General features: G+C 59.8%; 13 protein-coding genes and 1 other RNA gene. 5 read left to right on the plus strand and 9 right to left on the minus strand.

The genetic code is table 11. The features are described 5' to 3' along the window. Window positions 1–35: 35 nt before the first annotated feature. The 7 genes from ssrA to ACM6I6_RS06920 all read right to left on the minus strand — a co-directional run bounded on the left by ssrA (window position 36) and on the right by ACM6I6_RS06920 (window position 8647). Window positions 36–432: a transfer-messenger RNA gene (gene ssrA, locus ACM6I6_RS06890) on the minus strand. Between the two features lie 95 nt (window positions 433–527). Then, window positions 528–803: a hypothetical protein gene (locus ACM6I6_RS06895; RefSeq protein WP_274074089.1), complete on the minus strand. Its 276-nt coding sequence runs from the start codon at window positions 801–803 to the stop codon at window positions 528–530. A gap of 241 nt (window positions 804–1044) precedes the next feature. After that, entirely contained in the window at window positions 1045–3858 is a 2814-nt protein-coding gene (locus tag ACM6I6_RS06900; RefSeq protein WP_414919664.1) for an FAD-binding and (Fe-S)-binding domain-containing protein, read from the minus strand. Next, window positions 3855–4526: a LutC/YkgG family protein gene (locus ACM6I6_RS06905; RefSeq protein ID WP_414919665.1), complete on the minus strand. Its 672-nt coding sequence runs from the start codon at window positions 4524–4526 to the stop codon at window positions 3855–3857. The genes ACM6I6_RS06900 and ACM6I6_RS06905 overlap by 4 nt, the downstream gene beginning before the upstream one ends. Continuing rightward, a complete protein-coding gene (locus ACM6I6_RS06910) occupies window positions 4526–5980 on the minus strand; it encodes a LutB/LldF family L-lactate oxidation iron-sulfur protein (RefSeq protein WP_414919666.1) in 1455 nt (484 codons plus the stop codon). The genes ACM6I6_RS06905 and ACM6I6_RS06910 overlap by 1 nt, the downstream gene beginning before the upstream one ends. Next, window positions 5977–6801: a (Fe-S)-binding protein gene (locus ACM6I6_RS06915; protein WP_323605474.1), complete on the minus strand. Its 825-nt coding sequence runs from the start codon at window positions 6799–6801 to the stop codon at window positions 5977–5979. The genes ACM6I6_RS06910 and ACM6I6_RS06915 overlap by 4 nt, the downstream gene beginning before the upstream one ends. 151 nt (window positions 6802–6952) lie before the next feature. Then, window positions 6953–8647, minus strand: a complete 1695-nt coding sequence (locus ACM6I6_RS06920) for a lactate permease LctP family transporter (RefSeq protein WP_414919667.1) — start codon at window positions 8645–8647, stop codon at window positions 6953–6955. A gap of 263 nt (window positions 8648–8910) precedes the next feature. Between ACM6I6_RS06920 and ACM6I6_RS06925 the strand changes: the two genes are divergently transcribed. After that, complete coding sequence (locus ACM6I6_RS06925; protein WP_274074083.1) at window positions 8911–9678, plus strand: FCD domain-containing protein; 768 nt, start codon at window positions 8911–8913, stop codon at window positions 9676–9678. 126 nt (window positions 9679–9804) lie between these two features. On the opposite strand, the gene smpB is transcribed toward ACM6I6_RS06925, so the two are convergent. Beyond that, window positions 9805–10287 carry an SsrA-binding protein SmpB gene (gene smpB / locus ACM6I6_RS06930; RefSeq protein ID WP_008057382.1) on the minus strand — a complete coding sequence of 161 codons (483 nt, stop codon included), beginning with the start codon at window positions 10285–10287 and terminating at the stop codon, window positions 9805–9807. Between the two features lie 118 nt (window positions 10288–10405). Here smpB and ACM6I6_RS06935 point away from each other — a divergent pair, with 118 nt between their 5' ends. Genes ACM6I6_RS06935 through ACM6I6_RS06945 form a run of 3 tightly spaced genes read left to right on the plus strand, consistent with a single transcriptional unit; the run spans window position 10406 to window position 12558 of the window. After that, window positions 10406–11809, plus strand: a complete 1404-nt coding sequence (locus ACM6I6_RS06935) for a sodium-dependent transporter (RefSeq protein ID WP_274074082.1) — start codon at window positions 10406–10408, stop codon at window positions 11807–11809. Between the two features lie 7 nt (window positions 11810–11816). Then, window positions 11817–12251, plus strand: a complete 435-nt coding sequence (locus tag ACM6I6_RS06940) for a type II toxin-antitoxin system RatA family toxin (RefSeq protein WP_274074081.1) — start codon at window positions 11817–11819, stop codon at window positions 12249–12251. Further along, window positions 12244–12558 carry an RnfH family protein gene (locus ACM6I6_RS06945; RefSeq protein ID WP_274074080.1) on the plus strand — a complete coding sequence of 105 codons (315 nt, stop codon included), beginning with the start codon at window positions 12244–12246 and terminating at the stop codon, window positions 12556–12558. Before ACM6I6_RS06940 ends, ACM6I6_RS06945 begins: the two co-directional genes overlap by 8 nt. 59 nt (window positions 12559–12617) lie before the next feature. On the opposite strand, the gene ACM6I6_RS06950 is transcribed toward ACM6I6_RS06945, so the two are convergent. After that, window positions 12618–13145 (minus strand): outer membrane protein assembly factor BamE, encoded by a 528-nt coding sequence (locus ACM6I6_RS06950; RefSeq protein WP_274074079.1) that lies wholly within the window; start codon window positions 13143–13145, stop codon window positions 12618–12620. 97 nt (window positions 13146–13242) lie between these two features. On the opposite strand from ACM6I6_RS06950, the gene fur reads away from it, so the two are divergent. Continuing rightward, window positions 13243–13647: a ferric iron uptake transcriptional regulator gene (gene fur / locus ACM6I6_RS06955; RefSeq protein ID WP_003197684.1), complete on the plus strand. Its 405-nt coding sequence runs from the start codon at window positions 13243–13245 to the stop codon at window positions 13645–13647. The last annotated feature ends 76 nt before the right edge of the window (window positions 13648–13723 follow it).

Consider the following 13723-nt stretch of genomic DNA (forward strand, 5'->3'; position numbering starts at 1 on the left):
AAAAAGACGTCCGTGGACGTCTTTAGATGATGAAGTGGTGGAGCCGGGGGGATTTGAACCCCCGTCCGCCAGTACTCCGCTGTCGGTACTACATGCGTAGCCGTGTCTATTAAGTTAACCCTCAGCGACCCGACGGGCAGGGTGCTTTGGGCGAGTTGTGTAAGTTTTAGCCGCTTCGTCCACAACGTACTGCACGGCGATTCTGTTCTATATGACAATCACTTTGGGTTTACAGACATCCCCTGGTGATTGCTGGACCCGAAGGTACCAGAAGCTCAGGGCTAAGGCTGCTTACGCAGCGAGAGCGAATTCCTGGCCGTAGTTTTCGTCATTGGCAACTATAAGTAGTTGCAACAGTGGATTTACGAGTTCTGTTACCAACTCGGCATGCACCTAAAGTTTCGCAACCGGCGTCGAATCCTAAACGGCCCCGAACTCATTGCTCGTGAATCCGATGAGCAACAAGCCTGTGTAGTCTACGCCAATGTGGCACGGAAGGCCAACCCGAAGGTTGGCCTTGTCTGTGATCACTTTTTCGTAGGGCTGCGCTGCTGAATTTTCTCAAGCATCTGACTGGAGATCTCGATGCAGTCCTTCTCGTTACCGGCTGCCTTGGCCTTTTCCGCATCCTCCAGCGCAGTTTTTGCGTTATCCATGGAGCTCTCGGATACGGCAGGCGCGGTGGTGATGGCGTTCTTCAGTTTGGCAATGTTCCCGTCACAAAGATTTTCGTCCGCTGCGAACACCGGCGATGCCAACAGTGCAGCAGAAATGAACAATCCAGCCATTGCAGAGTGCTTCATGGGTATCTCCTTGCGCATGAGGGCTCGGTGCTGCCGGTGAATCGGGCTGCCAGCCGAGGTGGTTATAAGCCCGATTAGAGGGCCTAGCTAAATGACTATAGCCGCGCGCAGGAATTCGGTTTTTTTTTGCGATTTTGTGGGGTAAGAATTTGTAGGAGCGAGCTCGCGATGGATCTTGGGGTAACGAGTTTATCCAGACAGCACGCGTTATCGTTGACGTCCATCGCGAGCAAGCTTGCTCCTACAGGGTGGGGCGCGCTTGGGTTACGCGGTCTACCAGGTACACCAGGCTGTGATAATCGATTCCGCCATGCTGGCTCAAGCCGATTTCGCAGGTGCGGCTGGTGGAGATGCCTTCGCTGCAATACTGCACGGCATCCTTCAACGTGCGCAGCGAATGGGCGTTCAGCTCGGGGGTGGTGAAGCCCTTGTCGCCGGCAAATCCGCAGCAGTGAATGCCTTCGGGGATGACCACGTGGTTGCTGCATTTGCGCGCCAGATCGATCAGCGCCTGGCTTTCGCCAAGGTGCTGGGTGCTGCAGGTGACATGCACCGCGATGGGCGCTTCCTGCGGCGTGAAGTCCAGTCGATCCATCAGGTGCGTACGAATGAAGCGCACCGGGTCGTACAGGTCCAGGCGCACATCGCCCAGGTCCTGGGTCAGGCGCAAGGTGCAGGGGCTGGTGTCGCAGTAGATCGGGTCGAGTCCGCCACGGCTGGCGTGGAGCAAAGCGCCGATCAGTTCCTGGCGTTTGTGTTCGGCCTGTTCGGCATAACCCTTGGAGGCGAACGGCTGGCCGCAGCAGAGGTTGTCCAGGTTGTCCGGGAAGACCACCTGGTAACCGGCTTTTTCCAGCAGGCCGCGGGTCTTGTCGTACAGCGACATCTGTTCCTTGTCGCCCGCCGCCGGCCCCATCGCGCGTGAGACGCACGCGGCCAGGTACACCACGCGCGGGCGTTCGTCGGTCACCGTCGGGCTGAAGCGAATGGCTTTTTCCGGCTGCGGCATGGCGTTGGTCCATTGCGGGACCTGACCTTTGGACAAGCGCGTCAAGGTCGCTGACAACCTGGCCAGGCGTGGCGCACCCAGCAACATCCGTGCGCCATTGGCCACGTGCAGGGTGAAACGCGCACCTTGCAGCGCCGTGGCGAAATTGCCTTCAAGCCAGTTGGCGGTTTTCGTATGAGATGCGTGTAGGCCGCGAAGCTTTTTCACCAGCTCGCCGGTGTTGATTCCCACAGGGCAACGCTGGGCACAAAGACCGGTGGCCGCGCAGGTATCGATGCCCTGGTATTCGAAGGCCGCTTCAAGTTCGCGGGTATCGACCCCGGCGCGTTTCTTCGCCTGGATGTCCCGCCAGATGACGATGCGCTGGCGCGGGCTCAAGGTCAGTCCTTTGGACGGGCAGACCGGTTCGCAGAAGCCGCATTCGATGCACTTATCCACAATCTCGTCGGCGGCGGGTAAGGGTTTCAAGTGCTTGAGGTGGATCTGCGGGTCTTCGCTGAGAACCACGTCCGGATTGAGTATGCCGTTGGGATCGAGCAGGCGCTTGAGCTGCCACATCAACTGATAGGCGTCGCTGCCCCATTCCAGTTCGACGAAGGGCGCCATGTTGCGCCCGGTGCCGTGCTCGGCCTTCAGTGAACCGCCGAACTCGACCGCCACCAGTTGCGCCACGTCGTCCATGAACGCCTGATAGCGTGCGACTTCTTCCGGGTTGTTGAAGCCTTGGGTGAAGACGAAGTGCAGATTGCCTTCCAGTGCATGTCCGAAAAGGATCGCTTCGTCGTAGTGATGTTTGTCGAACAACTCGATCAGTCGGTTCACGCCGATGGCCAGTTGTTCCACCGGGAAGGTCACGTCCTCGATAATCACCGTGGTCCCGGTTTTGCGCACCGCGCCGACGGCGGGGAAGGTGTCCTTGCGGATCGCCCAGAGCCGGGCGTTTTCCAGCGGGTCTTCGGTGAAGTCGACTTGTTTCTCTACCGGGAACGAGGACAGCGACGCCATGATCTGCGCCAGTTGTTCCTGCAGCAACGAGGACGATGCGGCGCGGGATTCGATCAGCAGGGCGCAGGCATTGTTCGACAGCTGTTGTACGAAAGCGGGCATGCCCGGCTTGTTCTGCACCGAACGCAGGCTGCGCCGGTCCAGCAGCTCTACCGCTGACACCGGTTGGCTTTTCAGCACGGTGACGGCGTTGCAGCAGGTTTCCACATCCGGGAATACGATCAGCGCCGAAGCTTTGTTCGGGTGATCGATGACTGTGTCGTAAGTCACCGCGCTGATGAAACCGAGGGTGCCTTCGGAGCCCACCAGCAAGTGGCTCAAGATATCCACAGGCTCGTCGTAATCCACCAGGGCGTTGAGTGACAGGCCGGTGGTATTTTTCAGACGGTATTTGTGGCGAATTTTCGCAGCCAGATCGGCATTGGCGCGGGTCTCGCGGCCCAAGGTCGCGAGACGCTCCAGCAGGGTGCCATGACTGGCGCGAAACGCCGCGACACTCGCAGCATCTTCGGTATCGAGACGGCTGCCGTCGGCCAGCACCAGGCGAATGCCGGCCAGGGTGTGATAGGTGTTTTGTGCCGTGCCGCAGCACATGCCGCTGGCATTGTTGGCAACGATGCCGCCGATTTTGCAGGCGTTGATCGAGGCCGGGTCCGGGCCGATCTTGCGCCCGAACGGTGCCAGCCAGGCATTGGCCTGCGCGCCGATCACCCCCGGTTGCAGGCGGATTTGTGTGCCCTGGCCACGGATCTCGCGACCGTTCCAGTTATCCCCCAGCACGATCAACACCGAATCGCTGATGGCTTGCCCGGACAGACTGGTGCCGGCGGCGCGGAAGGTCACCGGCACCCGATCGCGTTGCGCCAGTTTGAGCAGCGCCACCACTTCCTCTTCGGACTCGACGCGAATCACCAGTTGTGGAATCAGGCGATAGAAGCTGGCATCGGTGCCGAAGGCCAGCGTCGACAGCGGATCGTCGAAACGTCGTTCCTGGGGAATCAGTTGCTGCGCATCGCGCAGGAAAGCGGCTGGTAGACTCATTGGTCCTCCAGGATCAGCACCACCAGGTCTTTCGGACCGTGGGCGCCGTAGGCCAGGACTTGCTCGATGTCAGCGGTTTTCGACGGGCCGGACACGAGCAAGGCATTGGTCGGCATGCCCTGGGCCCATTCGAATTCCTGTTGTACCTGATAGAAATTGTCGCGGATTTCACTGGCCTTGAGCAGGGCGAAATGCACCGGGGGCGCCAGGCTCATCAGGCGCGGTTCTTCCCGCGTCGGCCAGATAATCAGGCTGCCCGTGGCGGCGATTGCGCCAAGGGTGGTGGTCAGGCTCGCCGGGGTGTCGTTGAACAGTTCGGCTTTCCATTCTTCAACCGGACGGTTGTAGGCCTTGAGTGTTGGCAGCTCGGGATTTGTCGCCCAGTGCTGCGTGACACGTTGCCCATGCGGCGTAGTCGGGGCGATCAACAGGCTGGGCAGTTGGCGCTCCTGCAGCAGTTTCGCCAACAACGCCGGCCAGTCTTCGCCAGACGTCAGATGGATTTCCGTGTGCACCGCTTCCATCAGTTTGCGCAGCTGCGGGATGCGTTGTTCCGGGGTGTAAGTGTAGGGCTGGGTCACCAGATCGACATCGAAGTTGTCAGCCACTGGTGTGGTGCCTGTCAGACTCTTGCGCAATTTGGCGAGGATGTTTTGCTTGGCGCTCATCAACGGTCTCCCTGTTTGGCCAGATGCTCGCGGGCCATGTCATGCAGTGAGCGGGCAGCGGGTTTTGGCGCGCTGTGGTTTTGCGTCCACGGGCCGACATTCCTTGGCGTCAGGGCGCGCAGGCGAGTCGCCGCCAGGACGAACAGGCGATACAGCGTCGGCGAGCTGTTGAGCCTGGCCCAGGCGTTCCAGATGAACCGCTCCTTGCGCGAGTACTTGCTGCCCTGGCCGCGCATCACTTGATGAGGGCTGTCGGGCGCCTTGACGTTTTCTTCCCGCAGGCGACGCAGCAGTGAAGGAATCGGAATCTTTACCGGGCACACCTCACCGCAGGCACCGCACAACGAAGAGGCACTGGGGTGGTCCGGGACTTTCGCCAGGCCAACCATGTGCGGGGTGATGATTTTTCCGATAGGGCCGGGGTAGACCTCGCCGTAGGCATGGCCGCCGATTCGAGTGTAGACCGGGCAATGATTCATGCAGGCGCCGCAACGGATGCAGTTCAGGGTCTGGCGCAGTTCGCTGTCGGCAAAGGCCTGGCTGCGACCATTGTCGAGCAATACCAGGTGAACTTCCTGAGGGCCGTCGAGCTCATGCGCCTTGCGCGGGCCGGAGATCATGTTGACGTAGGTGGTGATCGGGATGCCCAGGGCCGAGCGGGTCAGCAACGACAGCAGCGGCACCACGTCGCGCAGGTTCTCCACGACTTTTTCGATGCCGGTGACGGCGATGTGCACCGGTGGCACCGTGGTGGTCATGCGACCGTTGCCTTCGTTTTCCACCAGCAGCAGGGTGCCGGTCTCGGCCACGGCGAAGTTGACGCCGGAGACGCCGATGTCCGCTTCGAAGAATTTCTGCCGCAGGACCCTGCGACCGATCTGAATGAGTTGGTCAACGTCCTTGGTGTATTCCACGCCAAGTTTGTCGTGGAACAAGGACGCGACCTGACCGGCATTCTTGTGGATCGCCGGCATGATTATGTGTGAAGGCTTCTCGTGGTCGAGCTGGACGATGTACTCGCCCATGTCCGATTCCAGGCATTCAATGCCCTGTTCAGCGAGGACGTGGTTCATCTCCATTTCTTCGCTGACCATCGATTTGCCCTTGATCACTTGCCGCCCCTCGTGAGCGCGGATGATCGAGAGGACGATGCCATTGGCTTCGTCCACCGTTTCCGCCCAGTGCACTGTCACACCGTTGCGGGTCAGGTTTCGTTCAAGTTGCTCGAGCAGGTCGGGCAACTTCGATAAAGCTCGGGCGCGGACAGCATTGCCCAGCGCGCGCAGGTGTTCTCTTTCATGGGCATCGCTGAACGCCGCGGCCCGTTTGGTCATCAGTGAATCCATCGCCTTGCGGAAGTTGCCTCGCAACTGCGCATCACCCAAGGCCTCGTGAGCCCGGTTGCGGAAGTCTTCTTCTACGGCGACCGTAGGAATAATCTCGGCGGCGCTCATTGGGCACCCCCGGTACGCTGCCAGAGGAAACTGGCCAGGTGTTGGCCGCGCAACGCTTCTTTCTGTTTCTCCAGCGAGCCGTTGATATTCATCAGGCAACCGCAATCGGCACTGAGTACCTGGTGCGCGCCGGATTCCTTCAGCGAGCGGGTCTTGTCGGCCACCATCGCCCCGGAAATGTCTGGCATTCGGACGCTGAAAGTCCCACCGAAGCCACAGCATTCGCTTTCGTGACTGTGCTCGACTCGTTCCACGTTGCCCAGTTGCGCCAACAGTTCGCGGCCGTGCAGGTGGGTGTTCATTTCCCGGCGGGCCGAACACGAGGTGTGCAGCGCTACCTTCACCGGCGTGCCACTGTCCTTGAACTGCACTTTGCAGACAAATAACAGGAACTCCGCCAGCTCATAAGTCCTGGCAGCCAGGCCCTGGACCTGTTTCAACGTCTCCGGCTCATCCTTGAACAAGTCGGCATAGTGTTCGCGCAACATGCCCGCGCAGGAACCCGAAGGCACCACCACCGGATAATCCCCGGCGAACAGCGCCAGTTGCGAGCGCGCCACGGTCCTGGCCTGCTCGGTGTAACCCGAGGTGTAGGCCGGTTGCCCGCAGCAGCTTTGCCCTTGCGGGTACTCGACACGGATGCCTTCGCGTTCCAGCAAGTGGATCGCGTCCATTCCGGCTTGCGGGTAGAACAGATCCACTACGCAGGTGCCGAACAGGTACACCCGTTGCGGTTTTTCGCTGGGATATTGCCGAGGCTCGGGCAGTGGCGGGGCGACGCGGGTCGCATTCGGCACAGCGTTGTAAAAAAGCTCGCTCATCAGGCGTGTCTCCGGGTGGGCCCGGTTATCCGTCCGCTGAGGCCGCTGAATATAGACAGAGATTCTTTCAGCAGCCTTGCAGACCGGGTGGTGAATAGCTGACGCCGGGGTTGTGGCCCGGCGTCGGTTTTTTCCTTGTCGCCTGTAGTACTCAGTGCACCAGCATGCCGGTGAGCCAGTAGGCCTGGGCCAGGGTGATCAGGCCGACAATCGTTGCAAAGAACAGGCTGTGCTTGAGGGTGAAGCGGAACAGGTCCGATTCCTTGCCCACCAGGCCAGTCGCGGCGCAGGCCACGGCGATCGATTGTGGCGAGATCATCTTGCCGGTCACGCCGCCGCTGGTGTTCGCTGCCACCAGCAAGGTGTCGTTGACGCCGATCTGGTGGGCGGTGGTTGCCTGCAACGAACTGAACAGCGCGTTGGACGAGGTATCGGAGCCGGTCAGGAACACGCCCAGCCAGCCGAGGAACGGTGAGAAGAACGGGAAGGCAGCGCCCGTGCCGGCGAGGACCAGGGCCATGGTCGAGGACATGCCCGAGTAGTTGGTGACGAACGCAAAGGCCAGCACCATGCCGATGGACAGGATCGGCCAGCGCAGTTCGTAGAAGGTCTCTTTCAAAGTGGTCAGACCAGTTTTGATATTGATCTTCAGGACCAGCATCGAGATCAGCGCCGAGAAGAAGATCGCGGTGCCGGTGGCGGAAATCGGGTCAAGCTTGAACACGGCCGGGAGGGCGGTCGGCGCGGCCACGATCGGCGCGACCTTGATCACCAGCTGATCCAGGTGCGGAATGGCGAAGTTGAACACGAAGCTGTACATCGAGCCACCAGCGGCAAACATCGCCTTGAACGGCTTGAGGGTCCAGATGGTCACCAGCACGGTCAGGATCAGGAACGGCGACCAGGCTTTGAAAATTTCCCCCAGGCTGTAAGGCGAAGCTACGGTAGTGCGTTTCTGGCCGAAGCCACCGGCGCTGGCGCTGACCACGGAAGCCGACACGGCACCGACGATGTGCTGGCCGGCGGCGCGTTTGGGCTGCCAGACCTTGAGGAACAGGGTCAGGGAAATCAGGCTGGCCAGGGCCGACGTGATGTCCGGCAGTTCCGGGCCGATGAAGTTGGAGGTGAAGTATTGGGTCACGGCGAAGCTCAAACCTGCGACTAGCGCTGCCGGCCAGGTTTCACGGACGCCACGCAGGCCATCCATCATGAACACCAGCCAGAACGGCACGAACAGCGACAGCAGCGGCAGCTGGCGACCGGTCATGGCGCCGATCTTGAAGGCGTCGATGCCGGTCACTTGCCCGGCGACGATGATCGGAATACCGAGGGCCCCGAAGGCCACTGGCGCGGTGTTTGCGATCAGGCACAGGCCCGCGGCGTACAGCGGGTTGAAGCCCAGCCCTACGAGCAGCGCCGCGGTGATCGCCACCGGTGCGCCGAAACCGGCCGCGCCTTCGAGGAACGCACCGAAGCAGAAGCCGATCAGCAACACTTGCAGGCGCTGGTCGTCGGTGATCGACAGCACTGAGCTGCGGATCACTTCGAACTGGCCACTCTTGACCGTCAGTTTGTAGAGGAATACCGCCGCCACGATGATCCAGGCGATCGGCCACAGGCCATAGGCAAAGCCATACCCGGCGGCGGCGAGCGCCATGTCCACGGGCATCTTGAAGGCAAGGATCGCCACCAGGATTGACAAGGCGAGGGTGATGCTGCCGGCCACGTGTCCTTTGAGACGGAACACGGCCAGGGCCAGGAAGAAAAACACGATGGGAATGACGGCTGCGAGTGCGGACAGGCCGAGGCTGCCGAGCGGGCTGTAGAGCTGTTGCCAGGTTTGCATATGGGGTGGCCCCTAATTGTTGTTGGTCAGGCACTGATCAGCGTTCTTGGTTAATTGGTAATACCAATTTACAATCGCTGTTGGCTAGGGTAAAAGCCTTGTAGGCGGTGTGTCAATTTGCCGCCCTAAAACTTTTGTCGTAGGCAGGGTTTTGCGCAGGATCTGGCCTGTTCGGGAAATGCTCGCGTGGCAGGTGCCTGCGCCGTATGGATAGGCCAGAATAGAGCCCCGGCGCACCGTCGGGTTGTTGGAGAAAATGAGTTATGGCGTTTGATCAGATTCGGCAGCGCCGTTTGTCTGACGATATTGTCGAGCAGCTCGAGGGGATGATCCTCGAGGGCACGCTGAAGGCGGGTGAGCGCTTGCCGGCCGAACGCGCGTTAGCCGAGCAATTTGGCGTTTCTCGTCCATCGTTACGCGAAGCCATTCAGAAACTGACCGCCAAGGGCCTGTTGGTCAGTCGTCAGGGCGGCGGCAATTACGTGGTCGAATCCCTGGGCACGACCTTCAGTGATCCCCTGTTGCATCTGCTGGAAAGCAACCCCGAAGCCCAGCGCGATCTGCTGGAGTTTCGCCACACGCTGGAGGCGTCTTGCGCCTATTACGCGGCGTTGCGCGCCACCGACGTTGACCGCGAGCGACTGACCGCGGCGTTCAATCAATTGCAGGACTGCTATTCGCGCCACGATGAAGTCAGTCGGGCGGAAGAGGGCGCGGCGGATGCAAGTTTCCATCTGGCGATTGCCGAAGCCAGTCATAACGCGGTGTTGCTGCACACCATTCGTGGCCTGTTCGATCTGCTCAAGCGTAACGTAGTGACGAACATCGGCGGCATGTACAAGCAGCGCTCCGAAACCCGCGACATGCTGATTACCCAGCACCGGGAGTTGTATCAGGCGATTATCGAAGGCAGGGCGGAACAGGCGCGGGAAGTCTCCAGTCGACACATCCTGTATGTGCAGGAGGTGCTGGAGGAGGTGCGTCAGGAAGTACAGCGCGTGGCTCGGGCGGAGCGGCGCAAGGGGATGTAGTCAGACGGTTTTGTGTCGTTTTTGCGATTGCATTCGCGAGCAAGCCCGCTCCCACATTTGTTTTGTGTCGTTCACAAATCCATTGTGGGAGCGGGCTTGCTCGCGAAAGCGGTCTCAGGGCAAAGACTAATCTTCCTTGCCCTTGTTGCGCACCGCACGCTGCAATTCGCGCCCGGCGTCGCGTTCGCGCTCGGTATCGCGCTTGTCGTATTCCTTCTTGCCCTTGCCCAGAGCGATCTCGCACTTGACCATGTGCTTGCTCCAGTACCAGGACAGGCACACGCAGGCGTAGCCTTTTTGCTGCACGGCGGCGGCAAGCTTTTCCAGCTCGCGCCGGTTGAGCAGCAATTTTCGCGTGCGCACCGGATCGGCGATGACGTGGGTGCTGGCGGTCGTCAGGGGCGTGATGTGGCTGCCGAGCAGCCAGGCTTCGCCATCCTTGAGCAGTACGTAACTGTCAACCAGTTGCAACTTGCTTGCCCGCAGACTTTTTACTTCCCAGCCGGCCAGGACCAGACCAGCCTCGAACCGATGTTCGATGAAGTAATCGTGTCGCGCCTTTTTATTTTGCGCGATGGTCCCTGTTGGGTGTTTCTTCTGTTTAGCCATAGGGGCGGCATTATAGGGAGTTGCGCGCGAGTCGGCTACGGGATTGCTGCGTGCTTGAGCAGGTTGATTGAATCCCGGACAATGCGGCCTCTTTTTTGAACGCTTGGTCGTAATAACGATGTCGACAGACAAGGTTTCTGTCCACGGCAGTTGGGCTAGCCGCTGGGTCTTCATACTCGCCGCGACCGGTTCGGCCGTGGGCCTGGGTAGTATCTGGAAATTCCCCTACATGGTCGGGGTCTATGGCGGCGGGGCCTTCGTGCTGATGTTCCTGGCCTGTATCGCATTGATCGGTGTGCCGGTCATGCTCGCCGAAACCCTGATCGGCCGGCGCGCCCGGCAGAGCCCGGCCAACGCCTTGAAGGTGCTGGCGCTGGAAGCGGGGCATTCGGGCAAGTGGTCCTGGGGCGCGTTTGCCGGAATGATCACGGCGTTGCTGATCCTGTCTTTCTATAGTGTGGTCGGCGGCTGGTCGCTGGACTACATCATCGACATGGGGCGTGGCGACTTCCAGGGCGCGACGGCCGATCAGGTGGGGGCGTACTTTGGCAACGTGATCGCCGATCCATGGCGCCTGACACTTTGGCACACGATTTTCATGCTGCTATCGGCGATAGTCATCGCCAAGGGCGTGGTGGCGGGGCTTGAGCGCAGCCTGCGGATCATGATGCCGCTGCTGTTCGTGATGATCCTCGTGTTGCTGGGCTACAGCATGACCACCGGGCATTTCATGGAGGGCGTACATTTCATGTTCGACTTCCACCCGGAAAAAGTCCTCGACGGCTTGCTGCCGGCCATGGGGCACGCGTTCTTTTCCCTGAGTGTCGGGGTCGGTTCGATCATGATCTACGGCGCCTACATGCCCAAGCATTCGTCGATTTCCGGGACCGTCGTCGGTGTGGCGCTGCTGGATACCTTCGTGTCCCTGGTGGCCGGCCTGGCATTGTTTCCGATTGTGTTTGCTGGCGGCTTGAACCCGAGCGAAGGCCCTGGCCTGATGTTTGTCAGCCTGCCATTTGCCTTTGGTAACGTAGCGTTTGGCCAGTTGATGGGCGTAGTGTTCTTCGTGCTGGTCGCGATTGCAGCCTGGAGTTCGGCCATATCCTTGCTCGAACCCATGGTGGCTTATTTGGTCGAGCGCTCGAAGATCAGTCGCGCCTGGGTCACCTTCTGGCTGGCGTTTACCTGCTGGTTTGTCGGTCTGGGCACCGTGTTTTCCTTCAATATCTGGAAGGAGGCCAAGTTTTTCGTGAACGAAGGCGGGCTGTTTCACCTCTATCAATGGGGTGCGGCGGGCGGCCTGGATTTCTTCGGCGTGATCGATTTCTTCACCTCGCGAATCATGCTGCCGCTGGGTGGATTGTGTTTCGTGGTATTTGCAGGCTGGGTAATGGGGCGTGACGCAGTGCGTGATGAACTGTCGATGCGTAACCCGATGTTGTTTGCCCTGTCCTTGTTCTTGATGCGCTATGTGGCGCCCATCGGCATTCTCGTAGTGTTTGCCGCCCAGCTCTGGAAGTGACGCTGACATGACGACACACATTTCACGTTCGGCCTTGCTGCCGTACCCCGCGCAAGCGCTGTATGACCTGGTCAACGACGTGGCGCGGTATCCGGAATTCCTGCCCTGGTGTTCAACGGCCGAAGTCCTGGAAAGCTCCGCCGAGCATATGCGAGCCAGCGTTGGCGTGGCCAAGGGCGGGCTCAGCCAGCATTTCGTGACGCGCAACACCCTGGTGCCCGGCCAATCGATCGAGATGAATCTCGAAGAGGGGCCGTTCACTCAGTTGCATGGTGTGTGGGTGTTCAAGCCGTTGGGCGAGAAAGCCTGCAAGATCAGCCTGGACCTGTCGTTCGATTACGCAGGCCCGATCATTCGCGCGACCCTGGGGCCGTTGTTCAATCAGGCGGCCAATACGCTGGTGGACGCGTTCTGCCAGCGCGCCAAGCAAATGCATGGTTGAGGCGATGATAGAGGTCGAGGTGGTCTATGCCGCCGTTGATCGCCAGGTGCTCTTGCCGGTGAAGGTGCCGGCAGGCACATCCGTTCGCGCCGCATTGCTGAAGTCCGGTATTGCTCAAGCTTTTCCGGAGCTGGAACTGTCGCAGTGCCCGGTGGGGATTTTCGGCAAGGTGGTCGTCCATCCCGACAGTCGCCCGGTGCAACCGGGGGATCGCATCGAGATTTACCGGCCATTGCTGGCGGATCCGAAGGAGGTGCGTCGACTACGTGCGGCCAAGGCTGCCGAGGCTAAAGCGCGAAATCAGTGAGCCGGGTAAATGCCAGGCATTAAAAAACCCGGACATGCCGGGTTTTTTTACGTCGCAAATTATTGCGGCGAGGTTTCCAGAGGTTCTGGAGTCGGAACGGGTACGGTTTCGACACCGTCCACTTCCTTCTGGATCTGATCGAGCAACGAACCTGGCTTGACCGGTTTTTCCGGTTTCGGCTGTTCGACGTTCTCTGCCGGCGCAGTGACGGCAGGGGCGCTGTCCTTGCCCAGAATGGCTTCGTCGCGGCTCATGCCGGGCATGAAGTCGCCAGAAAGGCTGACAAGCTGGTCATTTGGGTTGAAGATAACGCTAATGCGTTCCTGTTGGCGTTCACCGCCACCCGGTTGCAGGCTATACAAGTAATCCCAGCGATCGGCATGGAACGTATCAGTCAGCAGAGGGTTGCCCATGATAAACCGTACTTGCTTTCGGGTCATTCCCGGGCGTAACTGGTCTATCATGTCCTGCGTGACGACATTGCCCTGCTGGATGTCGATTTTGTAAACCCCGGGGAATGAACAACCGGCGAGTGCGAGCAGTCCCACAAAGGTGAAACTGGTTAGCAAGAGCTTGGTGTTTTGCATCGGTGGGCGACTTCCACTATCTTGGCTGGGACAACGTAAACGCCGATCATACCCGCATTAAGAGAAGCTGCGAAGCAGCATCGCGAGAAAGCTGACCATGGTTGAAAATAGCGAACTACGCAAAGCCGGCCTCAAAGTGACCCTGCCACGGGTCAAGATTCTGCAAATGCTCGACTCTGCCGAGCAGCGCCACATGAGTGCCGAGGATGTCTACAAGGCATTGATGGAGGCTGGCGAGGACGTCGGTCTGGCCACGGTTTACCGTGTACTGACCCAGTTCGAGGCAGCTGGACTTGTGGTGCGGCACAACTTCGACGGAGGCCACGCGGTCTTCGAACTGGACGACGGCAAGCATCACGACCATATGGTCAACGTCGAAACCAGCGAAGTGATCGAATTCTTCGACGAAGAAATCGAGCGCCTGCAGAAAGCCATCGTCGACAAGTATGGCTTCGAGATGGTTGATCACAATCTTGTGCTGTACGTGCGCAAGAAAAAGTAAGCATGTCGCGCGAACCCACGGTTCGTGAAACGAACGAAGGCGACCCCAGGGTCGCCTTCGTGCTTTCTGCTGCTTG

The sequence above is a fragment of the Pseudomonas sp. IT-P218 genome (genome assembly GCF_949767605.1).
In the GTDB taxonomy this organism is placed as follows: domain Bacteria; phylum Pseudomonadota; class Gammaproteobacteria; order Pseudomonadales; family Pseudomonadaceae; genus Aquipseudomonas; species Aquipseudomonas putida_AE.